The following is a 22,285-nucleotide window of genomic DNA, read 5'->3' on the forward strand; positions in this document are numbered from 1 at the left end:
AAAAAACTTTTTCCTAAAATAAGCAAATATTTTAGTTACTTTTGTTAGAATAATCAAATTTAATAAACTAAACTAATGATTTCTCTTTACATGTAAAGATTACAGAAGTTAAGCTTCGTACTTTAGTAAGAGAAATTTTTACTGTGCTTTGACTCAGTAAAAAGGAGCAATAAATATGAAACAAAACGTAAAAAAAGTAGTGCTAGCATACTCTGGTGGACTAGATACAAGTATAATTTTAAAATGGTTACAAGATGAGTTTAATTGTGAAGTTGTTACTTTTACAGCCGATATTGGACAAGGTGAAGAGCTAGAACCTGCAAGAAAAAAAGCAATTGAACTTGGTATAAAACCTGAAAATATTTTCATCGAAGATTTAAGAGAAGAATTCGTTAGAGATTATGTTTTCCCAATGTTTCGAGCAAATGCTATTTACGAAGGTGAATATTTATTAGGAACTTCAATCGCACGTCCACTTATAGCAAAACGTCAAGCTGAAATTGCTGCACTTACAGGAGCAGATGCTGTTAGTCATGGAGCTACAGGAAAAGGAAATGACCAAGTAAGATTTGAACTTGGGTACTTAGGAATAAACTCTGATTTAACAATTATTGCTCCATGGAGAGAATGGGATTTAAACTCTAGAGAAAAACTACTTGCTTATGCAGAAAAACATGGAATAAGCATCGAAAAGAAAGTTGGAAAATCTCCATACTCTATGGATGCAAATTTACTTCATATCTCTTACGAGGGATTAGTATTGGAAGATCCAAATGCTGAACCAGAAAATGATATGTGGAGATGGTCAGTAAGTCCAGAAGATGCACCTGATGAGGCTGAAAAAATTGAATTAGAATATAAAAATGGAGACCCTATTGCGTTAAATGGCGAAAAATTGAGCCCAGCTAAAATGCTAGAAACACTTAATGCTCTTGGTAATAAACATGGTATTGGTCGTATTGATATTGTTGAAAATCGTTTTGTTGGTATGAAAAGTCGTGGATGTTATGAAACTCCAGGTGGTACAATTATGCTCAAAGCGCACCGTGCAATTGAGAGTATAACACTTGACCGTGAAGCTGCTCATTTTAAAGATGAATTAATGCCAAAATATGCAAAAGCTATTTATAACGGTTTTTGGTTTGCACCAGAGAGAGAAATGATGCAAGCAGCAATTGATAAATCACAAGAAAGCGTTAATGGGACAGTTAAACTAAAACTTTACAAAGGTAATGTTATGGTTGTTGGACGTAATTCTGAAAAAAACAATCTTTTTAGTGAAGAGTATTGTACATTTGAAGAAGATGAAGTTTATAACCAAAAAGATGCTGAAGGTTTTATCAAACTCAATGCTTTAAGATTTATTATTAGTGGAAAAAATAAAAAGTTTTATGGAAATAAATAAATGGACAAAAGCTTTACATGTAAAGAGTTTTTAGAACAAAACATAAAGCGTATAGCTAAAACTGGTCAAACCAGTGATGCTGAGCTTAAAAGTTTACTTACATGTAGAGCAAATGGTGAGTTTGATTTTATACTCATTGATATAAGAGAGATGTTTGAATATAGTGATGCTAGTATAAAAGGATGTGATATGTTACTTCCTACTAGCAGTATTCATATGAATATGGATAAATTGGACAATATAAAAGACAAGTTTATAGTTCTTTACTGCCGAACTGGTAATCGGACTGATCAAATGCTTTTTATATTAAGAAGAATGGGATTTAAAAAGATATCACATTTAACTGAAGGAATTGTTCAATATAGTGGGGAAAAATTAAAAAATGCCCCTATTCCCGAAAACAAAAACAGTAAAAGTTCTTTGTGAAGCAAAAGCTTCAGTGAGAGGAATTTTTGCTGGACTTTGTTCAGTAAAAAGGAGAAATAAAAATGAAAGTATTATTAACAAAAGATGTAAAAGGTTTAGGAAAAGCTGGTGAAGTAAAAGAAGTAAAAGATGGTTATGGTAAAAACTTTTTAATTGGAAAAGGTTTAGCACTGCATGCCACGAATGAAGTAATGAGAAAATATGAAGCAAATCAAAAGAAAAAAGCTGAAGATGAAGCTGCTGAGATGGAAAGACTAAAAGAAGTTGAAAAACAACTTGGAAAAATTGAATTAAAAGTTAAAAGAAAACTTGGTGCAAATGGTAGTCTTTTTGGAGCAGTAACTAAAGATGAAATTGCGCATGAATTACTAGAGCAACATAAAATAGAGATTGATAAAAAAACAATAGAAATAAAAAATGCTATTAAAGCAACTGGTGTTTTTGATATAACTATCAAGCTAGGACATGGTATTCATGCTCCATTAAAGCTAGAAATTATTGGAGAATAGATGTTTGATGCAACAACCATACTTGGATATAAAGGTGATGGTAAAGCTATCATTGGTGGAGATGGACAAGTTACGTTTGGAAATGCCATATTAAAAGGGAATGCTACAAAAATAAGAAAACTTTACCATGGTAAAATTCTTGCTGGATTTGCTGGAAGTACCGCTGATGCATTTAATCTTTTTGATATGTTTGAAGGAATTTTAGAGCAAAAAAAAGGTGATCTTTTTAAATCAGTTATAGAATTTTCAAAAGAGTGGCGCAAAGATAAGATGCTTAGACGTTTAGAAGCTATGATGATTGTACTTGATTGTGAACACATCTATATTCTTAGTGGAACTGGTGATGTTGTTGAGCCTGAAGATGGAAAGTTAGCTGCAATTGGAAGTGGTGGAAACTTTGCTATTTCTGCAGCTAGGGCACTAGACAAACATGCAAATCTTGACCCAGAAGATTTAGTAAAAGAGAGTCTTCAAATAGCAGGTGAACTTTGCATATATACAAATACTAATATAAAAACTTTTGTTTTAGAAGAGGAAAAATAAAGAATGAATATGACACCAAAAGAGATTGTATCTTATTTAGATGAATATATCATAGGTCAATTTAACGCTAAAAAAGCAATCGCAATCGCACTTCGTAATCGTTATAGAAGATTGAAATTAAATGATGAAATGCAAGATGAAGTAATGCCTAAAAATATTTTAATGATTGGTAGTACTGGTGTTGGAAAAACTGAAATAGCAAGAAGATTAGCTAAGATGATGAATCTACCTTTTGTAAAAGTTGAAGCTAGTAAATATACCGAAGTTGGTTTTGTTGGTCGTGATGTTGAATCGATGGTAAGAGATTTAGTTATGGCATCAATCAACTTAGTTAGAAATGAACATAGAGAAAAAAACATAGATTCTATTGATGCTCATGTTGAAAAAACTATTATAGAAAAACTTTTACCACCTTTACCAAAAGGTGCAAGTGACGAGAAAAAAGAAGACTATAAAAAAAGCTATCATCGCATGGAAGAAAAACTAAAAAATGGAGAGTTAAACGAACTTAGTATTGAAGTTGAAATAACTGGGGGAGGAACTGATATGTCAGATTCTTCACTACCACCTGAAATGATAAAAGTACAAGAATCATTTATAAAAATACTTGGTACTGGAAAAGATAGCATAAAAAAAGAGTTAAAAGTTAAAGATGCAAAAGAGGCATTAAAACATGATGCTAGTGAAAAACTTCTTGATTTTGAAGCTATTAAAGTAGAAGCATTAGATAGAGCTCAAAATGGTGGTATTATCTTTTTAGATGAGATAGATAAAGTTGCGGTGAGTGCAAGTGCAAGTCATAGAAGTGACCCTAGTAAAGAAGGAGTTCAGAGAGATTTACTTCCTATTGTAGAAGGAAGCGATGTAAATACAAAACATGGTATGGTTAAAACTGATCATATTCTTTTTATTGCAGCTGGTGCATTTCATCTTAGTAAACCAAGCGATTTGATACCTGAGCTTCAAGGAAGATTTCCTTTAAGAGTTGAGCTTGACTCACTAACAGAAGATGTTTTATACCAAATATTGACTCAAGCTAAAAATTCACTATTACGTCAGTATGAAGCATTGTTAAAAACAGAAAAAGTAGAATTAGTATTTGAAGATGATGCAATCAAAGCAATAGCAAAAATTTCACAAATGTCAAATGAAAAGATGGAAGATATTGGAGCGAGAAGACTTCATACCGTTATTGAAAAAGTAATAGAAGAGATAAGTTATAGTGCAGATGAACATGCAAATGAGAAAATAATTGTAACTAAAGAGTTAGTCCATGAGAGACTTGATGAAATAGCTGAAGATGAAGATGTCAGCAGATATATATTATAAAGGTACATATTGGATAAAATAGATACAAAAGCTGGCTTTGTTTCAGTAATAGGAAGACCAAATGCAGGTAAAAGTTCCCTACTTAATTGGTTAATAGGTGAAAAAATAGCTATGGTTTCTCACAAAGCAAATGCAACAAGAAAACGGTCAAACATTATAGCTATGCATAAAAATGCACAAATTATATTTGTAGATACCCCAGGTATTCATGAAAAAGAGAGACTTTTAAATAAATTCATGATGGATGAAGCTCTTAAAGCTATGGGTGATTGTGACTTAATTCTATTTTTGGCTCCAGCTTCTGATAATTTAAAAGATTATGAAAAGTTTTTAGAAAGAAACAGCAAAAATATTCCTCATATCCTTTTATTAACAAAAGTAGACAATATTAATAAACAAACTCTTTTTAAAAAAATAGAAGAATACTCGCAATACCAAGATAAATTTACAGCACTAATCCCAGTTTCAATAAAAAAAGGGATATCTCAATCCTATCTTTTAGATGAAATTTCAAAAGAACTTCCAATTCACCCTTTTCTCTACGATACAGAAATATTAACAACAGATCCAGTTAAAGATTTATACAAAGAGTACATAAGAGAAGCAATTTTTAATAATACAAGTGAAGAAATTCCTTACTTTGCCGATGTATTGGTAGAAAAAGTGGAAGAAAATGATGAAATTGACAATATTTATGCTACTATAATAGTAGATAAAAAAAGTCAAAAAGGTATTGTAATAGGTAAAGAGGGTAGAACTTTACAAAGAATTGGCTTTGAAGCTAGAAAATCTATAGAAAAGTTAATGGGCAAAAAGATTTTCTTAAAATTATTTGTCGTGGTGAAGCAAGGGTGGAGTCAAGACAAAGATTTGTTAAAAAAAATAGGTTACATTGTGGAATAAGTGTTTAACGAAATAAATATACAATAAGTTTTAATACAAATTTAGGTGGAGATATGGCTGATAAAAATGTAAAAAATAGTTTTTCTGAGATTATTTCAATTGACCCGGTATCTTTAGAATCTTATAAATATGCGAAAAATGAAATTCAACCATTTAAGCTGGAAAAGAGTAAAAAGAACTCTTTTTTTATATCTTATATAAGAAGTAAAGATGTAATTAGTGCTACAGTAGATATTAGTAGAAATATTCCTGAAAGTGATTTACAAGATGCAATAGAAATAAAAGCATATGATGATTTAGGGCTTGATTCTGCTGTTGAATACACTATCACATATTTAGAAACAGATACTCAAGATACAAAAAATAGAGTTTTTAATGTTTTTGTTATTGATACCTCAATAGTGGGGTCTCAACTCTCAGAAATAAGAAAAAAAACAAGCTACATAGATTATGTAACTACTGCTCCATTTTTAATTGCATCCTTATACAAAAAAGCTTTATTAGAATCTGATGGAACAGATTGTTTTGTTTATTTTCAAAAAAATGATGCTTTTTTAGCAATATATAAAGGTGGTGAATATCTTTATTCAAAATCTCTTCATTACTCCCTCACAGAATTAACAGAAAAATTTTGTGAATTAATTGGTGAAAGAATAGATGAAAAAGACTTTTACAAGTTATTAACAACTGAAGGTTTAAAAAGTACTAATATTTCATATCAATCTTTTCTCATGCAACTGTTTGGTGAACTATTTTTATATATTAACGATGTCATTGTTTTTGCAAAACGTTCATATGAAATAGAAAATATTGACAAAATATATATAGGTTCTGAAGTTGGTATGCTTGTAGGTGTTGATGAATATGCAAAGAGTTATCTGGGACTTGACTCATTTGAGTTTAACTTTAGCATTGCGATTAATTCACAAGAGTGGTATGTTGATCAAATTCATATATTAATGGCCTTAACTTCACAAGTATATTTTGAAAACCAAGATGATGCATTAAACTTTTCTATGTTTAAAAGACCTCCGGCCTTTACTAAAAGACCTGTAGGTAAACTTTTTGGTATAATGGCTGCAAGTTTAATACTAACTGCTGCATATCCTGCTTACCAGTATGGATATACACAATTCTTACGAGTAAAAACTAGTATAGCTACAAGTGATTATAAAAAACTTAATATTGAAGCGAATAAAATAAGAAGCAAAATAGCTAAATTAAAAAAAGACAAAGAGAAAATTGATTCTTTATTAAAAAAAGAATCTCAAAAACTACAATTTAGAAAAAAACTTTTAACTCAAATAAATAAGAAAAAAACTGCATATTCCATGAAAGCTTCTATTTTAGTTGAGTTAATTGAAATTTCTAATAAATATAAATCCAAAATTGACATTATCAATTATAATAAAAATGACATGAAATTGTCTATTCAAAATAGAAGTGAAAAAAAGATTACTGAGTTTATTAAAGAGTTGACAATGCTCAAAAAATATAAAATAACTACTGATAAGATTGAAAGAGTAGAAAAAGACAATCTTTATCTTAGTCAAATAACAGTAGGACTTTAATATGGGTGAAACTAATAGATTAGATAGAATAGATAATTATCTCAAAGAGAAAAAAAGTAGTGAGTTGTCACTTATCTTTTTAATGGTTTTTGTTACTATTGGGTTTGTAGTGTATTCATTACTTTTTCCTGTTACAGAAAAAATGTTAAAAACAGCTCAAAAGTCACATAAAAATATGAAAACAAAACTCAACCAAGAAAAGTCGTATCTTAATTCAGTAACAAGAGCTGGGGATAAAAATTTTGTAATTAAAATGATGACAAAAAAAATAAAACAGCAAAAAATCATCCTAGCTGATACAAAATATACTAATGCTTATGTTGATACAAAACTAAAAGAATTGTCAAATATTCTTTTTAATGATAAAAACTGGGCAAACTTTCTTGATTCAATTGCATTTGTTGCACAAGAATATGGTGTGGAACTTTCTCTTATAAGTAATGAATTTTTTGAGCCAAATTTGCAAGAGATAAAACAAGTTTTAACTGTTCAAATAAACTTTAATGGTGAATTTAAAAATATTATTAAATTCATAAATAAACTTGAAGAAAGTGAACTTGTAGTAGATGTTCATAATCTAGAATTACAAAGTACTGATACAATAAATGGTACTCTTGATATTGCTGTATGGGGGATGAGATATTGAAAAATAAATTAACACTAATACTACTTCTATCTTTTTCAGCTAATTTATTTGCTGTTCAAAATGACAAAATTAAAGAGTATGATAAACTATTTACTCAAATTAGTCAAAAAAGAGTGGGTGTTTCAAGCGAAAAAATCAATATGCTTAGTAGCCCTTTTATTATGGAAAAGAAAAACGATATTATTTTAACAGATGCTAATATAACAAATACACAAAAACATACTTTGTTTTTAAATGCTATTTTAGGTAATAAAGTTAAAATAAATAACAAATGGTATCAGTTAGATAGTGAAATTGGTGATTTTAAATTAGTAAAAATTAAAAACAATAGTGTTATTATAAAAAATGAACACTCTCAAAAAGAACTTTTTATAAGGAAGAGCGATGTTAGCAAAATTAAATTTTCTTCAAAGTAAATATTACATAGTACTTATAGCACTTATTACTATTTTAGTACAACCTCTAAGTGCAGCCAAAACAAAGAGTTGTAATTATAGAGTTTTTAACATAAAAACTGTAGAAAAAGTGGCTAGTATTGAACTTTTAACACAAATAGCAGATAGTTGTGATTTTAGTATTGTAGTTAAAGATAATGTTGCTGCAACATTGTTGCAAAAAGAACTATATGGTATTAATATTAAAAACTTATCATTAAATGAAATTTTTGAAGTTCTAATTGCTGATAATGATTTATATTATGAATACACTAAAAACTTTTTAAAGATATCTGCTTTAAAAACAAAAACTTTTAAAGTGGACTATATAACTTCAATTAGACAAGGAACAGCTAATCTTTCAGCTTCAGTTGATATAAAAATTACAGAAGGTGATACAGGGGGAACCACAACTGCAAATGGTGATAACTCTATTAATTCAAATGATACGTTTGATTTTTGGTCAACTATGTTAGCAGAAGTTACTGCTATTTTGAATACAGGAGAAGAAGATTATGTTGCAAAAGCACCTATTATCAATGCTAATGCAGGACTTATAACTGTTACAGGAACAAAAAAACAACTTGATCGAGTTGAAAAATACTTAAAAGAATTAGAGGAAAAACTACATAAACAAGTTCTTATTGATGTAAGTATCATATCTGTTGATTTAGAAAAAAATAAAAACACAGGGATTGATTGGTCTAAATTACAATTAGAGTTAAGAAGTACAGCAAAATTTAATAATAGTAGTAGAAATTCTAGTGGTTCACATAATACTTATACCAATCCTATAGATAGTGGATTGTCATTTGCTAATAATAAATTAGCCGTTGTTAATGACGCTGTGTTTACAATGACTGGTTTAATTGATTTTTTAAATACAAATGGAGATACTAAAGTCATATCAAATCCAAAAGTTTTAAGTATGAATAATCAGCAAGCATTAATTACTATTGGTGATAATATAAATTATAGAATTCCAGAAGACACTAGTGATGGTGATACAGGTGATACTTCTACAACATATAAGAACTATTCGATTTTTATTGGCGTTCTTTTAAATATAACTCCACAGATAACAGAAAACAGTGAAATTATATTAAGAATTAATCCATCTGTTAGTAATTTCAAATATACAGAAGATGATGGAAAACAAACTAATGCAAGAGAAATCGCTCCTGATACATCAGAAAAAAAACTTTCTACTGTAGTTAAAGTCAAAAATGGAAATACTATCATTTTAGGTGGATTAATTACTAATTCAGAAAATTCTGATAATTCAAGTGTACCTATTTTAAGTAGTATTCCACTTTTAGGTGAAGCCTTTAAACATGAAGGTATCTCAAAAACAACGAAAGAATTGATTTTTGTAATTACACCAAGAATAATTGGGCCTAAAGATCATACTAAAGCAACTTTAAAAGACTTAGGTTTTTCTAAGAGAATATATGAACAGTAATTATACCGAACTTAAAAATATTTTTGTTGATGGAGAAGTTTTTGATTATATCAATTTAGATAAATCAACATTAGCTTATGAAAGGCTTGTACAAACACTTGACAAGCCTCTAAAACTAATTCTTTTTTATGGCAAACCAGGAACTGGTAAAACTTTTCTTTTACAAAAAATTTATAATGATTTTAAAAATAAAAAAAATATAGTATTTTTTCCAAGACCACATTTTGAAGAAAAAGGCTTTCTTAAAGCTCTTTATGAAGAAGTATTTGAAGAGAAGTCACCAGAATTTACAAATTATGATATTTTTTTAACAACTGCTATTCAAAAGCTAGGAGATGAGCGTTCTATTACAGTGTTAATAGATGAAGCACAACTCTATCCACAAGAATTAATAGAAAAAATTCGTCTTATGGCAGACTCAAGAAAATTTAAATTTCTTTTTACTGTACATAAAACTGAGAAAGAAGATTTATTAGCCAAAGACTATTTTCAAACTAGAATTTGGGAAACTATTGAATTACATAATTCTTCATTAAATGAAATTAAAACCTATATAGAGAAAAAAATGCTTTTTCATAATAAGTTTGAACATTTAGTACTTTTTAAAGATTCGCACTATAAACTTCTTATGAAAATTACTGATGGAAATTTAAGAACTATAAATAAGCTTTTATATAAATTATTTGAAATACTAGAATATTATGATCTTAATAAACCCTCTGTTATACAAAGAAAATCACTAAAATCCAAATTTTTAGAAATGGCTGCAATAAATTTAGGAATGATTAATGTTTAGCACAGATGATATAATAGAATTAGAAAATAAATGGTTAAAATATAAAATAAAACAAAAAAGTAAGTTTTATATTCTTTTAATTTTATTACTTTTTATATTAAGTGTTATTGTATATAACTTTATAAAACCCAAACCAATTAAAGCTCCGGCACAAATAGTTAAACCAAAATTAGAAAAAATAGTAAAACAGCCTATTATAGAAGAAAATAACGCTACACTAAAATCTTCTAAAGAAAACAATACTACACTAACTCTAGTTTCAACAAAAAATGAAAAAAACAATACACAAAAAGAGAAAAATATTACTATAAAAAAAGAAAAAACAAAGCCATATCACTTTCAACTAGAACCAAGAGATCAAGTAAATGAACTTTTTTCTTCAAATGGATTTTTAGTTTATAATTCACCTTTTAAAGAAGATAATATAGAACAAGAAAACAATACATACAAAGTTATTGAGCCAATAAGAAATATAGAAAAAGAAAAAATTTCTACTCTAGAAAAAACTCAAAAGCATAATATATCAATTGATATGAAAGAAATGGATACTATTGCTTATCTCAAAGAAAAATATTACTCTACTTCAAGTATAGTGTTTGCATTAATGCTTTCTGAAGAGTACTATTATGCAGCAAATTATGAAGATTCTTTAAAGTGGGCGTTAACGGCAAATGATATTGACTCACAAAATACTAAGACTTGGTATTGGTTTGCAAAGTCAAAAGTAAAACTTAACCAAAAAGAGGATGCAATTAAAGCATTAAAAGCTTACTTGGCAAATAATGAATCAAAAAGGCTTAAAACACTATTACAAAAAATTGAACTTGGAGATACTGATGATTAAAAAAATATTTATATTTTCTATATTTTTTATAACAATACTCAATGCAGCTACTAAAGAAGATATTATAGAATTATATAAAAATAAAAATTATAGAAAAGCTTGTTTAAAAGCTGGTGATTTATATCAAAAATATAAAAGTGATGAAGAATTTTTAAATATATACGCTCATTCTTGTTTAGAAGAAGATATGATTAATAGGACAATATTGCCTATTGTTAAACTTTATAAAACGAAAGAAGCACGAGAAAATGCAGCATATTTTGCTACTATTCTTTATCAAAAAAAATTATTATACTATGCACTGATTGATGATGTGGATATTTCGTATATTAATTTACCTAAAACAAAATATATACTTTCTATTATTTTTAATAAATTTGTAAGTGGTGATTATAACTATAAAAATGGTGCATATTGGTTCAATGATGATAATAACAATGATATAACATATAAATTATCGGCAGAAGAACATCAACAAGCAAAAAAAATATTTTTAAGAACCTATGAAAATGGTGAAATAATTAAAGTTCGTACATATTGGTGATAATAAAATGAGTGATGTAACAAATAATCTTTTAAAGTATCTTATACACAATAGAATTGTTGATGAAAATAGTGCAAGCCAAATTTCTCAACAACTAGAAAATTCTAATGATATATTAGGTGATATTCTTATAAAAAACAACTTCTTTGCTAAAGAAGATATGCTAATTTTAGTAATTGAATTTTACAAAAAAGGCTATTTAACTTTAGAAGAAGTCAATAGTAATTTTGCAATAGATATTGAATTTTTTCTTCAATCACTTGCAAAAAATCTTAAACTTGAATATATAGATTTAGATTCTATAGATATAGATTATAGAATGTCTACAAAACTACCTTTTGCTCAACTCAAAAAATTTAATGCTCTGCCTATTAAAGAAGATGAAATTAACGTTTTTATTGCCCTAAGAGATCCAATGGATATGAATGCTCAAGAAGGTGTTCAACGTATATTTCCAAGAAAACTTGTAAAATATGTTATTTCAGAGCCTACTCAAATTGAAAAATATATCAATAAAGTTGAAATGAGTGAGAGTATTAAAGGGCTTATTTTAGAAATAAGAAAAGAAATTACTTCAAGTGCGGCAGAAAATCCACAAGAATCTTCAGGTATCTTGAAACTTATTGAAATGATTTTAAAATCAACTATTCTTTCAGGTGCTAGTGATATTCACATTGAACCTACTGAAAACAACTGTATCGTTAGAGGTAGAATTGATGGTATGTTAAACGAAACATTTATCTTTGATAAAGATATATACCCTCCTCTCGCTTCAAGAATGAAACTATTATCTAATATGGATATTGCGGAAAAAAGAAAACCTCAAGATGGTCGTTTTTCTGCAACGATTTTAGGTAAAGAATTTGATTTTAGAATATCAACACTTCCTATTTTAAATGGGGAATCTATTGTTATTCGTATACTCGATAAATCTAAAGTAATGATTAAAATAGAAGAATTAGGAATGCGTCCAGATAACTATAGTAAATTTAGTAAAGCTATGCGTGCTCCTTATGGTATTATATTTGTAACAGGCCCAACAGGAAGTGGTAAAACAACAACACTTTATGCTGCGTTAAATGCAATTAAAAGTATACAAACAAAAATTATTACAGTAGAAGATCCTGTGGAGTATCAATTAAACTTAACGCAACAAGTCCAAGTAAATCAAAAAGCTGGTTTAACTTTTGCAAGTGCTCTAAAATCTATCCTTAGACAAGATCCAGATATTATTATGATTGGTGAGGTTAGGGATCAAGAAACACTTAGAATCGCTGTACAAGCAGCACTTACTGGGCACTTAGTATTTTCAACTTTACATACCAATGATTCAGTAAGTGCAATTACAAGAGTAATGGATATGGGGATTGAACCTTATTTACTAAGTGGCTCACTTGTTGCTATTGAAGCCCAGAGACTAGTAAGAAAACTTTGTCCACATTGTAAAACAAAAACTACACTTCCTAGAAGTACCTTTGATGATATCAAAAAATATGTTCCTGAAAATTATCAATTCTATAAACATAATGGCTGTGAAAAATGTTCACAAACTGGATACAAAGGTAGAGAAATGCTATCAGAAATTCTTCCCGTTAGTGAAAAAATTTCAAGTATGATTGCTCAAGGACAAGGTAAAAAAGAGATACATGACCAAGCTATAAGTGAAGGCTTTACCGATATGTTCCAAGATGGTGTTATACGAGCAGCAAAAGGTATAACAACCTTAGATGAAATTATAAGGGTTGCAAAATCATGAAATATTATGAAATACATTCTCTCTTTAAAGGGAAAAAAGTTATCAAAGTTATTAAAGCCCCAAATAAAAATGATGCTATTAGTATGGCAAAATCTAAGGCCTCTGGTATTATTATTAATATTAAAGAAACTTCTGCCCCTGTTGAGGATCAATTACAAGACTTAAAGGAAAATATATTAGCAGCTATTACAAAAAAAACTATTAAAATGAAAGATCTTATCGCAGCTATAAGACAATTAAGTGTTATGACTGATGCTGGTATATCTATTCATGATAGTATTAAAGAAGTATCAAGTGCGACAGTTGATAAAACTTTAAAAAATATATTTCAAAAAATTGATGATGATTTAAACTCTGGACTTAGTCTAACTGAAGCAATGATGACTTTTAGATATGAATTAGGCGATGTTACTATTGCTATGGTAGAACTTGGGGAAAGTACTGGTAATATGGCTGAATCTCTTGAAAAATTATCAGAAATATTAGAAGAAATAGAAGAAAACCGTCAAAAATTTAAAAAAGCACTTCGTTATCCTATTACAGTAATTATTGCTATTGGTATTGCTTTTACTATTTTAATGGTTTACGTTGTACCTAAATTTAAAGATATTTTTGCAAAATTAAAAGCCGATCTTCCTCTTCCTACAAAAATCTTACTTGTTATGGAACATGCTGTAAATAATTATGGTCATCTTTTACTATTAGCTCTTATTGTTACTATTGTTACTTTTAAGTACCTTTTAAAAAATAATGAAGAATTTAAAGACAAATACGACCAATATATACTAAAAGTTTATCTTATTGGCAATATTACATTTTATGCAACATTAAGTAGGTTTACCCTAGTTTTTACTGAACTGATTCGTGCTGGTATTCCTATATCAGATGCACTAGACACTGCACTTTTAACACTTGAAAATACTTATTTAAAAAAACAATTAGCAGCTGTTAAAACGTCTGTTAGTCGAGGTATATCTTTAACTGAAGCATTTCGAGATACTAACCTTTTTGAAGGTATGCTTATCCAAATGATTCATGCTGGTGAGCAAAGTGGTACACTAGATAAAATGCTTGAAAAAGTAACAGATTATTTTAAATCTAAATTTAATGATATTATTGACAACATTGCTAGTTATATTGAACCTATTTTACTTGCATTTATTGCTGGAATGGTTCTTTTAATGGCTCTTGGTATCTTTATGCCAATGTGGGATATGGCACAAGCTGTTAAAAACTAATAAGTGTCGGTTATTACCGACACTTTAAAATGGCCATAACGATTCTACCAATTTAGAACCCCATGGTTTTTGTGTTGCCCTATCTATTTCACCTTCTGTTTTATAAAGTATTTTTGCATCTGCAATATATTTTGAATCTATTGTATTTTTTTGATCAATATCATAAGGTCTTATTACACCACTTATTTGAACTATTTGTTTTTCACCATTGACAAGAAGTTCACGACTTCCCTCTATAAAGTAATTACCATTTCCCAATATTTTTATAATTCTTGCTGATATAGTTGTTGTGAAAGATTCATTTCTAGTATTGCTTCCTGTTCCAGTATATGTATTTGTTGAACCTGCTTCAAAACCTATATTCCCATACTTGTTAAAAGTATCTGTAATTTTATTAAGAGTTCCACTGCCACCATTATTTGTCATTAATCCAGCACCTAAACTATCTTTATTTTCTTCTGAAATACTTTTCGAACCATCTGAGCTTTGCACTATCGATTCGCTTATAACAACAGTTACAATGTCATTTGGATGCATTGCTTTTAAATCAGAAAAAAGAGGATTATCTCCTTGTCCAAAAATACTTCCTGGATTGATGGCAATTTGTTGTTTTGTTTTAGGTGGAATTTGCTGTACGTATACAGGTGGTTTCATCTCAATTGTAGGATCAGTAGGATGTGTTGAACATCCTACAAATAAAATACTTACTAGAACGACAGAAAAAGGTAATCTCATCTACTCTCCATTATAATTTATATTAACTATTCTTAAGCAAATAAGGTTCCTAAAAATTAGGTAAATATTTTTTATCTATTTCAATAGTTTTTTAGTTTGAATCGCAATTTCTAATTCTTCATTTGTAGGAATAACAAGAATTTTTACATTGCTATCTTTCTTTCCTATATTTAATATTTCAGTTGCTTTATAGTTGTTTTTTTGAAAATCTAAATTAATACCTAAATTTTCCAAATCAGCACAACATCTTAGTCTTGTATCAATATCATTTTCACCAATACCTCCAGTAAAAATAATACAATCAAGTTTACCAATAATAGCGCTATAAGAACCTATATATTTTTTTATCCGATATGCAAACATATCAAGTGCTAGCTGTGCTTTTTCATCACCTTCTTCAGCCATTTTTTCAACTTCACGCATATCATTGGATCCACATATGCCTTTTAATCCACTTTTTTTATTGAGCATAATATCTAAGTCTTCAATACTCAAATTATTTTTTCTTGCCAAATAAAATAAAATTGCAGGATCTAGATCCCCACTTCTTGTACCCATAACCAAGCCTTCAAGTGGAGTTAATCCCATAGAAGTATCAATACATTTACCATTTTTAATTGCAGCCATACTAGCACCATTTCCCAAATGTAAAGTAATAGCATTAAAAGTGTTAATATCTTGCCCTAAATACTTTGCAGCCTCTTTTGATACAAATTGATGCGAAGTTCCATGAAAACCATACTTTCTTACACCATCTTTTTCATAAGCTTCATAAGGGAGTGCATACATGTAAGCATATTCAGGCATTGTAGAATGAAATGCTGTATCAAATACTGCCACTTGTTTTACATTTGGACATAATTTTTTTATCACTCTTATACCATCTAAATGTGCTTTATTATGAAGAGGTGCTAAAGGTATAATTCTTTCAATTTCGTGTTCTACATTTTCGTCTATTATTTCAGGTTTTGAGAAAGTTCCACCATGAACAACTCTATGTCCTATACCATCTAATTCATTTAAATCTGTAATTGTTTTAGACTCGATTAAAAGAGAATTCATAATTTCGAGTGCTTCTAAATGATTCTTTATTTCAGATTTTCTTTTAAGCTCTGATACTTCACCATTTAGATCAATAAATTTTATTTTAATAGAAGAGTCTAATTCTCCAATTTGTTCTATTACACCACTAGCAATAGATTTATTTTCTTCCATTTTAAAAAGTTGAAATTTTATAGAAGAACTTCCAGAATTTAATACTAAAATCTTCATTTTTATCCCTTATTATTTTCTTGTGCTTGAATAACAGTAATTGCAACTGTATTTATAATATCAGCTACAAGACAACCTCGACTTAAATCATTTACTGGTTTATTTAATCCTTGCAATACTGGTCCTATTGCAACTGCATTTGAACTTCTTTGCACTGCTTTATATGTATTATTACCTGTATTTAAATCAGGAAAAATAAAAATATTTGCTTTACCAGCTATTTCAGAATTAGGCAATTTCTTTTTTCCAACTTTTTCATCAATTGCCGCATCATATTGAATTGGTCCTTCAATAAGAATATCTGGACGTTTTTCAATTACTACTTTTGTAGCTTCTCTTACTTTTTCTACATCTTCTCCATGTCCAGAACTTCCTGTTGAATAAGAGAGCATTGCAACTTTTGGATCAATTCCAAACATTTTTGCTGTATCTGCAGAAGATATAGCAATTTGTGCTAATTCATTTGCATTAGGATCTTGGTTTACTGCACAATCTCCATAAACAAGTACTTTTGTATCTAAACACATAAAAAACAGACTTGAAACAGTAGATATACCAGGTTTTGTTTTTATTATTTGAAGTGCTGGTCTAATTGTGTCGCCTGTTGTATGAATAGCACCTGAAACCATACCATCAGCATAACCCATATGAACCATCATCGTTCCAAAATAAGATACATGCGTCATTGCATCTTTTGCTGCTTCTAGTGTCAATCCTTTTTTACGTCTTAACTCATAAAATTCGTTAATAAATATATTTGTCAATTCTGATTTTTGTGGATTAATTATTTCTACGTTACTAAGATCTAAACCTAAAGATGCCACTTTATGTTCAATTTCATCTTTATCACCAAGTAAAACTATGTCTACTACATTTCTTCTTAAAAGTATTTCCGTTGCTCTTAAAATCCTTTCATCATTACTTTCTGGTAAAACAATCTTTTTTCTGTTTGAGCGAGCTCTCTCAAACAGTCCATATTCGAACATCATTGGAGTTATTGTAGAAGACGATACAGAAGTAATTTTTTCTTCTATATTTTTTACATCAACATTTTTTGAAAAAAGCCCCATAGCAAGTGCTATTTTTCTTTCACTATTTACATTAATTGTCGCAGGAACATCACTTACTCTAACAGCTGTTTGATAAGTGTCTTCATTGACACTTAAAATAGGCATTGGAAATTCATTATATCCAGTAAATAAATCTTTTATCACCTTACTTGGAGTCATTCCTCCTGTTAAAAGAAGACATGCAATATTAGGATGATTTCTTGATTGAACTGTAGCAATAGCACCTACAACAATATCTGCACGATCACCAGGAACTATTATCAAATCTCCATCTTCAATATGCTCTAAAAAATTTTCTAATTTCATCGCTGCAATTTTACTATGTTTTACAACTCTTTTTAAATCTTTTTGTTCTCCAAGTACTAACATACAATTTAATTTATTCATTATTTCATTAACAGTTGGAGTGTCAAGTTCTGGTACTTCTGGTAAATAATAAGTAGGAATTATCTGTTTAATTTTTGAGAGTTCATTCAGTACTTTTTCATCTACTCTATTTACAAAATTTGCAAAATGACTACAACCTGCATTTTTAATAACATCTGTTTCTATTGCAATTTCATCAACTACCTCTTTTAAACTTTTGTCTTTACCTTTAAGAACAACAGCTAAAGGACTTCCAATATTTTTTGCAATAATAAGATTTATATCAAAATCAAGACTTTGCGTAAAAGAAGCCTGATTTAAACCTTCAATTAAAACAAAATCATAGTTTTTTTCTAATGCCTTAAATTGTACAATTAAACTTTCTATGAGTTCATTTAGCCTATTGTCTGCTATCATGGTTTCTACTTCATGAACGGTATAGCCATATGATTGAGAATACCTCATATCTAAATCATACTTTTCTAGTACAAAATCAATATCATGGTCTTTCTCTTCTGAATCTGCAATAATCGGTCTGAAAAATGCTACATTTCCAAGTTTTCTTTTTAAAAGCTCCATCAAGCCCATAGTAACTATGAGACTGCCTGCCGATGGTTCTAACGATGAAATATATAAACTTTTTGTTTCCACTATACTTTTCTCCCTTTTCTAAATGCCCTAGATATTTTCTATATATAAATATTATAATACAAGTGTATAAAAAATATATAACAAAATTTAAATCTTTATACTTTTGAGTCAAAATAAGCTTACATAAAGCTTGGTGTATCATTTGAAAAAAGTATCAAATCTCCCTTACATGTAAACTCTTTTAAAACATCCTCTATGGTAGTTTTATCTTCAACTATTACTTTTTCTGCTTTAGTTATATTTTTTGAAAGTATTTCAAGGTTACTTTTTCCAGTTAAAATAACTACATCAAAAACTTCATCTATCTTTTTTGCTAATTCTTCGTTTGCAGATTCAGTACTCTCAACGATACCAGGAGTAATGATAACTTTTCTACCCTCATAGGTTGAAGCTAAATCATAAGAAGCCACCATGCCTTCAAGGTTGCCATTAAAACTATCATCTAAAATAAGTTTACCACCCACTTCAAGTTTTTGTAGCCTATGATCAACTCCTTTTAAATTTGCAATTGCATTTTTTATCTCCTCTAAACTCATATGTGATTTTGCAGCATAAATACAAGCCAGTAAGTTCATAGCATTAAATTCACCAAGCAAAGGTGTATAAAAACTCTCAATCTTTCCATCTAGCTTTACATCAAAATACAATCCATCTAAAGTCGATTTTACATTACTAAGCTCATTTCCAAACTCTACTGTTTTTTCATCTGCTTTGATATTTGCACTCACATGAACATAAGCTTGCTTAAGTCTATTAGAGTTTAGCAGTTCCATTTTAGTATTCCTAATATTTTCTAAAGTTTTAAAATATTCAATATGTTGTTCACCGATTTTTCCAACTATTGCATAATGTGGGTTTATTAACTCCACTATCTCATTTATATCACCCTTTAATCTTGCTCCTGCTTCAACTATATAGATTTGAGCATCACTAGGTAAATCATCATTTATATCTTTCATAATACCACCAAGAGTATTTACACTTCGTGGTGTCATATAACAATTATATTTTTGAGTGAGTATCTGGTAAAGGTAGTTTTTGATACTTGTTTTTCCAAAACTTGCAGTAATAGCAATAATAGTTAAATCTTTTCTGTCTTCAAGATTTTTCTTTGCACTTTTTTTAAAACCTATAAAAAGAAGTTTCTCAAATAGCATACTTAAAAATAGAGTTGCAAAAATAGGTAAAATAACACCAAATATCATACATACTGATGAGGCTAAACAGAGTAAATTTTGAAAAATTGTTGCTAAAAAAAGAAAAAGAAAAAATCTTTTTACTCTACCTGTAAAAACAAGTTTTTTATCTAACTTTCTATACCAAAGATACAGAGTAGGCACCAAAATTAAATATAAATAAATCCAAAAAAAGTTTTGTGCAAGATAATAAACAAAAATAGGAATAATAAAGAAAAAGAGATGCCAATCATATCTTTTATAGTGAAAAACTACTCTCTCTAACTTATAACTATACCACTGTAATGCACTAATAACATAATATCCAACTACTAAAACAAAAAACAGATGCGATATAAATTCAAATATCTCCATTAAACTCTCTTTTCAAAATTTTCAAAATCTACAAAATCAATTTTTTGACACTCTATATCAGTTACTTTTGAAAATGTACTTCCTTCATATAACTTACTTATAAAAGATTCCAATTCACTTTGTAAATCTAAATTAACAACTACTTCAACACTTCCATCTTTTAAGTTTTTAACATATCCTACATAGCCAAGTGCTTTAGCAATTTGCATAACATATTTTCTATACCAAACACCCTGAACTTTACCAAAAATGATAAATTTATAACTGTTCATTTATACTCTTTGAAATAAATTTTGCATTTTTTATAAAAAAGAAATGATCACCCTCTAGTGGATAAAACTTACTTCCTTTTATAATTTGAGAAATCTGAACACCACTACTCAGAGGTGTAGCACTATCTTCTTTTCCCCAAAAAATAAATGTATTAGATGTAACTTGTGCAAAAACTGATCTATAATCTTCGTCAACAACACTTTTAAATATTTCATACATTGTTTGGCTCATTCCCTTTACATCATCAGAAGCAAACAACTTATACATACATTTTGGAACAATATTTTTAAACATTTTAAATATTTTTATTTTCATTTTTATTTTAAATGCTTTTGGAACAACAATTCCAGCACTACTTAAAAGTATTAGATTTTTTGGATTTAAAAGTGCTGCAACTTTGCCACCATAGGAGTGTCCAGCTATTATTAAAGGCTTTACATGTAAAGAATCTAAAAAAACACCTATTATATCTGCATAATCTTGCGTTGTAATAGGAGTATTTATAGACGAACTGCCAAAACCAGGTAAATCTATGTAAATATGCTTATAATTCTCAAATTCATTTCCAAAAGCTTGTTTCATTATTTCTTTATTACTTCCCCAACCATGTAAAAAAACTATACTTTCTGACATATCTTGATTTGAGATTTCATAACTAATAGAATAATTTTGGTTGTTATATAAAACATTTCTAATTGCCATCAGGTTTTATCTTTGTTTTTTCATATATTTTTTCTAAAATTTTTACAGCTTCACTCATTTTTTCATACTTTTCCAAGGGAATCATAACTGCTTCAAAACGATTATTTTTTACAATCACAAGTTTTTCTTTTTCTCCACTCGTTAGGCTCTTTAACTCTTGACTAAAATTACGTACTACCTCTGTAGCGGAAACTATTTCATCTTGAGTAAATGTAGTCATTTATTTACCTTTTGCAGCTTGAATAGAATTTATATACTTATACTCTTTATTTACATTAACACTTGTAGGTAAAAATTTTGATAAATCTAATATACATGTATTAAAATCATCAAAAAGATAGTTTGCCATACTTCCTGGTACTGGATTAATTTCATTTATATATATTTCATTATTTAAAATAAAAAAATCACATCTTATCAGAGCACCAGCAAAAAGTGGCTCATAAAGTTTTATAAAAGCTTCTTGTAATTTTTTTACAACTTCGTTACTTAGTTCTGCCTCATTAACTCTTTTGGTTCTTGAAAAGTCTAAATATTTTTTATCAAAATCTAAAAATTCTTCTTTTTGTGGCTCTTCTACTATAGAAAAATTATATTTATCTGTTTTACAACCTGCTAAATTGTACTCTTTGATACCATCTATAAAAGGTTCAATAATCACTTGTGTATCAAACTCAAAAGCAACATCAAGTGCATAATCTAACTCTTTTTGACTTTTAACAATACTGATTCCAATAGAACTTCCAAGTCTTGTTGGTTTTATAATCACTGGATACTCTAACTCAATATCACGAGATGAACTTTTTTCAAGAGTTTTATAATCTAAAGTATTGACTCCAAACTCTTTCGCATACATCTTAGTAAAAAGCTTGTTGTAACTAATAGCACTAGCTTCTACTCTTGGCCCAATATACGGTACTCCAAAAAAATCAAGCAAAGAAGCTATTTTTCCATCTTCACCATCTTTTCCATGAATAACATTTAAAGTCACATCAAAATCTAATTTTTTTTCACTCATAAGTGTTTTTTGAAAAAAACCACCATTTTTAAGTTCTAATTTTTTATCTTTTTTATACTCACCACTACTAAATCTTTTTGAATTTATTTTATCAGTTGGTATATGATAAAAATTTCTATCATAATCACAAAATATATAAACTATTTCTGCTGTTAAGACTTTTTTTAACGCTATTGCACTTACAACACTTATTTCATGTTCAAAACTACTTGCCCCAAATAATATACCAATTTTCATAAACA

General features: G+C 28.7%; 23 protein-coding genes. 15 read left to right on the forward strand and 8 right to left on the reverse strand.

The window, feature by feature from the left end; all coding sequences use genetic code 11:
* Window positions 1-175: 175 nt before the first annotated feature.
* The 15 genes from K354_RS0106130 to K354_RS0106200 all read left to right on the forward strand — a co-directional run bounded on the left by K354_RS0106130 (window position 176) and on the right by K354_RS0106200 (window position 14,406).
* Entirely contained in the window at window positions 176-1,405 is a 1,230-nt protein-coding gene (locus tag K354_RS0106130) for an argininosuccinate synthase (RefSeq protein ID WP_024954623.1), read from the forward strand.
* Window positions 1,406-1,831: a rhodanese-like domain-containing protein gene (locus tag K354_RS0106135; RefSeq protein WP_024954624.1), complete on the forward strand. Its 426-nt coding sequence runs from the start codon at window positions 1,406-1,408 to the stop codon at window positions 1,829-1,831.
* Window positions 1,832-1,893: 62 nt separating this feature from the next.
* On the forward strand, window positions 1,894-2,340 hold the full coding sequence (rplI, locus tag K354_RS0106140; protein WP_024954625.1) for a 50S ribosomal protein L9: 447 nt from the start codon (window positions 1,894-1,896) through the stop codon (window positions 2,338-2,340).
* Window positions 2,341-2,883, forward strand: coding sequence for an ATP-dependent protease subunit HslV (gene hslV / locus K354_RS0106145; protein ID WP_024954626.1), 543 nt, complete (start codon window positions 2,341-2,343; stop codon window positions 2,881-2,883).
* Between the two features lie 3 nt (window positions 2,884-2,886).
* On the forward strand, window positions 2,887-4,212 hold the full coding sequence (hslU, locus tag K354_RS0106150) for an ATP-dependent protease ATPase subunit HslU (protein ID WP_024954627.1): 1,326 nt from the start codon (window positions 2,887-2,889) through the stop codon (window positions 4,210-4,212).
* Window positions 4,213-4,221: 9 nt separating this feature from the next.
* The gene (gene era / locus K354_RS0106155; protein WP_245600577.1) at window positions 4,222-5,115 is read left to right on the forward strand and encodes a GTPase Era; all 894 of its coding nucleotides are present in this window, start codon (window positions 4,222-4,224) and stop codon (window positions 5,113-5,115) included.
* Between the two features lie 53 nt (window positions 5,116-5,168).
* Entirely contained in the window at window positions 5,169-6,686 is a 1,518-nt protein-coding gene (locus tag K354_RS14030; protein WP_037940362.1) for a hypothetical protein, read from the forward strand.
* A gap of 1 nt (window position 6,687) precedes the next feature.
* Window positions 6,688-7,332, forward strand: coding sequence for a type 4a pilus biogenesis protein PilO (gene pilO, locus K354_RS0106165; RefSeq protein WP_024954629.1), 645 nt, complete (start codon window positions 6,688-6,690; stop codon window positions 7,330-7,332).
* Window positions 7,329-7,748, forward strand: coding sequence for a hypothetical protein (locus K354_RS0106170; protein ID WP_024954630.1), 420 nt, complete (start codon window positions 7,329-7,331; stop codon window positions 7,746-7,748). The genes pilO and K354_RS0106170 overlap by 4 nt, the downstream gene beginning before the upstream one ends.
* A complete protein-coding gene (gene mshL / locus K354_RS0106175; RefSeq protein WP_024954631.1) occupies window positions 7,717-9,228 on the forward strand; it encodes a pilus (MSHA type) biogenesis protein MshL in 1,512 nt (503 codons plus the stop codon). Before K354_RS0106170 ends, mshL begins: the two co-directional genes overlap by 32 nt.
* Window positions 9,218-10,024, forward strand: coding sequence for an ATP-binding protein (locus tag K354_RS0106180; RefSeq protein ID WP_024954632.1), 807 nt, complete (start codon window positions 9,218-9,220; stop codon window positions 10,022-10,024). Before mshL ends, K354_RS0106180 begins: the two co-directional genes overlap by 11 nt.
* Window positions 10,017-10,868, forward strand: coding sequence for a hypothetical protein (locus K354_RS0106185; protein WP_024954633.1), 852 nt, complete (start codon window positions 10,017-10,019; stop codon window positions 10,866-10,868). Before K354_RS0106180 ends, K354_RS0106185 begins: the two co-directional genes overlap by 8 nt.
* On the forward strand, window positions 10,861-11,412 hold the full coding sequence (locus K354_RS0106190; RefSeq protein ID WP_024954634.1) for a hypothetical protein: 552 nt from the start codon (window positions 10,861-10,863) through the stop codon (window positions 11,410-11,412). The genes K354_RS0106185 and K354_RS0106190 overlap by 8 nt, the downstream gene beginning before the upstream one ends.
* A gap of 7 nt (window positions 11,413-11,419) precedes the next feature.
* Window positions 11,420-13,168: a GspE/PulE family protein gene (locus tag K354_RS0106195; protein WP_024954635.1), complete on the forward strand. Its 1,749-nt coding sequence runs from the start codon at window positions 11,420-11,422 to the stop codon at window positions 13,166-13,168.
* On the forward strand, window positions 13,165-14,406 hold the full coding sequence (locus K354_RS0106200) for a type II secretion system F family protein (RefSeq protein ID WP_024954636.1): 1,242 nt from the start codon (window positions 13,165-13,167) through the stop codon (window positions 14,404-14,406). Before K354_RS0106195 ends, K354_RS0106200 begins: the two co-directional genes overlap by 4 nt.
* Window positions 14,407-14,430: 24 nt before the next feature.
* On the opposite strand, the gene flgH is transcribed toward K354_RS0106200, so the two are convergent.
* The 8 genes from flgH to K354_RS0106240 form a co-directional block, all read right to left on the reverse strand.
* On the reverse strand, window positions 14,431-15,141 hold the full coding sequence (gene flgH / locus K354_RS0106205) for a flagellar basal body L-ring protein FlgH (RefSeq protein ID WP_024954637.1): 711 nt from the start codon (window positions 15,139-15,141) through the stop codon (window positions 14,431-14,433).
* Window positions 15,142-15,216: 75 nt separating this feature from the next.
* On the reverse strand, window positions 15,217-16,413 hold the full coding sequence (locus K354_RS14035; RefSeq protein WP_037940366.1) for an acetate/propionate family kinase: 1,197 nt from the start codon (window positions 16,411-16,413) through the stop codon (window positions 15,217-15,219).
* A 2-nt stretch (window positions 16,414-16,415) separates the two neighbouring features.
* On the reverse strand, window positions 16,416-18,500 hold the full coding sequence (gene pta / locus K354_RS0106215) for a phosphate acetyltransferase (protein ID WP_024954638.1): 2,085 nt from the start codon (window positions 18,498-18,500) through the stop codon (window positions 16,416-16,418).
* A 119-nt stretch (window positions 18,501-18,619) separates the two neighbouring features.
* Window positions 18,620-20,050 (reverse strand): Mur ligase family protein, encoded by a 1,431-nt coding sequence (locus tag K354_RS0106220; protein WP_024954639.1) that lies wholly within the window; start codon window positions 20,048-20,050, stop codon window positions 18,620-18,622.
* Window positions 20,050-20,322 (reverse strand): acylphosphatase, encoded by a 273-nt coding sequence (locus K354_RS0106225; protein WP_024954640.1) that lies wholly within the window; start codon window positions 20,320-20,322, stop codon window positions 20,050-20,052. The genes K354_RS0106220 and K354_RS0106225 overlap by 1 nt, the downstream gene beginning before the upstream one ends.
* Window positions 20,309-21,025 carry an alpha/beta fold hydrolase gene (locus K354_RS0106230; RefSeq protein WP_024954641.1) on the reverse strand — a complete coding sequence of 239 codons (717 nt, stop codon included), beginning with the start codon at window positions 21,023-21,025 and terminating at the stop codon, window positions 20,309-20,311. Before K354_RS0106230 ends, K354_RS0106225 begins: the two co-directional genes overlap by 14 nt.
* Window positions 21,015-21,245 carry a type II toxin-antitoxin system Phd/YefM family antitoxin gene (locus tag K354_RS0106235; RefSeq protein WP_024954642.1) on the reverse strand — a complete coding sequence of 77 codons (231 nt, stop codon included), beginning with the start codon at window positions 21,243-21,245 and terminating at the stop codon, window positions 21,015-21,017. Before K354_RS0106235 ends, K354_RS0106230 begins: the two co-directional genes overlap by 11 nt.
* On the reverse strand, window positions 21,246-22,280 hold the full coding sequence (locus K354_RS0106240; protein ID WP_024954643.1) for a D-alanine--D-alanine ligase: 1,035 nt from the start codon (window positions 22,278-22,280) through the stop codon (window positions 21,246-21,248).
* Window positions 22,281-22,285 lie beyond the last annotated feature (5 nt).

It is taken from the genome of Sulfurospirillum arcachonense DSM 9755, assembly GCF_000597725.1.
Classification (GTDB): Bacteria; Campylobacterota; Campylobacteria; order Campylobacterales; family Sulfurospirillaceae; genus Sulfurospirillum_A; species Sulfurospirillum_A arcachonense.

Bases quoted from the DNA above. Each gene is read 5' to 3' on its own strand.
- K354_RS0106130 (WP_024954623.1), top strand. From the start codon at position 176: ATGAAACAAAACGTAAAAAAAGTAGTGCTAGCATACTCTGGTGGACTA.
- K354_RS0106135 (WP_024954624.1), top strand. From the start codon at position 1,406: ATGGACAAAAGCTTTACATGTAAAGAGTTTTTAGAACAAAACATAAAG.
- rplI (WP_024954625.1), top strand. From the start codon at position 1,894: ATGAAAGTATTATTAACAAAAGATGTAAAAGGTTTAGGAAAAGCTGGT.
- hslV (WP_024954626.1), top strand. From the start codon at position 2,341: ATGTTTGATGCAACAACCATACTTGGATATAAAGGTGATGGTAAAGCT.
- hslU (WP_024954627.1), top strand. From the start codon at position 2,887: ATGAATATGACACCAAAAGAGATTGTATCTTATTTAGATGAATATATC.
- K354_RS14030 (WP_037940362.1), top strand. From the start codon at position 5,169: ATGGCTGATAAAAATGTAAAAAATAGTTTTTCTGAGATTATTTCAATT.
- pilO (WP_024954629.1), top strand. From the start codon at position 6,688: ATGGGTGAAACTAATAGATTAGATAGAATAGATAATTATCTCAAAGAG.
- mshL (WP_024954631.1), top strand. From the start codon at position 7,717: ATGTTAGCAAAATTAAATTTTCTTCAAAGTAAATATTACATAGTACTT.
- K354_RS0106180 (WP_024954632.1), top strand. From the start codon at position 9,218: ATGAACAGTAATTATACCGAACTTAAAAATATTTTTGTTGATGGAGAA.
- K354_RS0106185 (WP_024954633.1), top strand. From the start codon at position 10,017: ATGTTTAGCACAGATGATATAATAGAATTAGAAAATAAATGGTTAAAA.
- K354_RS0106190 (WP_024954634.1), top strand. From the start codon at position 10,861: ATGATTAAAAAAATATTTATATTTTCTATATTTTTTATAACAATACTC.
- K354_RS0106195 (WP_024954635.1), top strand. From the start codon at position 11,420: ATGAGTGATGTAACAAATAATCTTTTAAAGTATCTTATACACAATAGA.
- K354_RS0106200 (WP_024954636.1), top strand. From the start codon at position 13,165: ATGAAATATTATGAAATACATTCTCTCTTTAAAGGGAAAAAAGTTATC.
- flgH (WP_024954637.1), bottom strand. From the start codon at position 15,141: ATGAGATTACCTTTTTCTGTCGTTCTAGTAAGTATTTTATTTGTAGGA.
- K354_RS14035 (WP_037940366.1), bottom strand. From the start codon at position 16,413: ATGAAGATTTTAGTATTAAATTCTGGAAGTTCTTCTATAAAATTTCAA.
- K354_RS0106220 (WP_024954639.1), bottom strand. From the start codon at position 20,050: ATGGAGATATTTGAATTTATATCGCATCTGTTTTTTGTTTTAGTAGTT.
- K354_RS0106225 (WP_024954640.1), bottom strand. From the start codon at position 20,322: ATGAACAGTTATAAATTTATCATTTTTGGTAAAGTTCAGGGTGTTTGG.
- K354_RS0106230 (WP_024954641.1), bottom strand. From the start codon at position 21,025: ATGGCAATTAGAAATGTTTTATATAACAACCAAAATTATTCTATTAGT.
- K354_RS0106235 (WP_024954642.1), bottom strand. From the start codon at position 21,245: ATGACTACATTTACTCAAGATGAAATAGTTTCCGCTACAGAGGTAGTA.
- K354_RS0106240 (WP_024954643.1), bottom strand. From the start codon at position 22,280: ATGAAAATTGGTATATTATTTGGGGCAAGTAGTTTTGAACATGAAATA.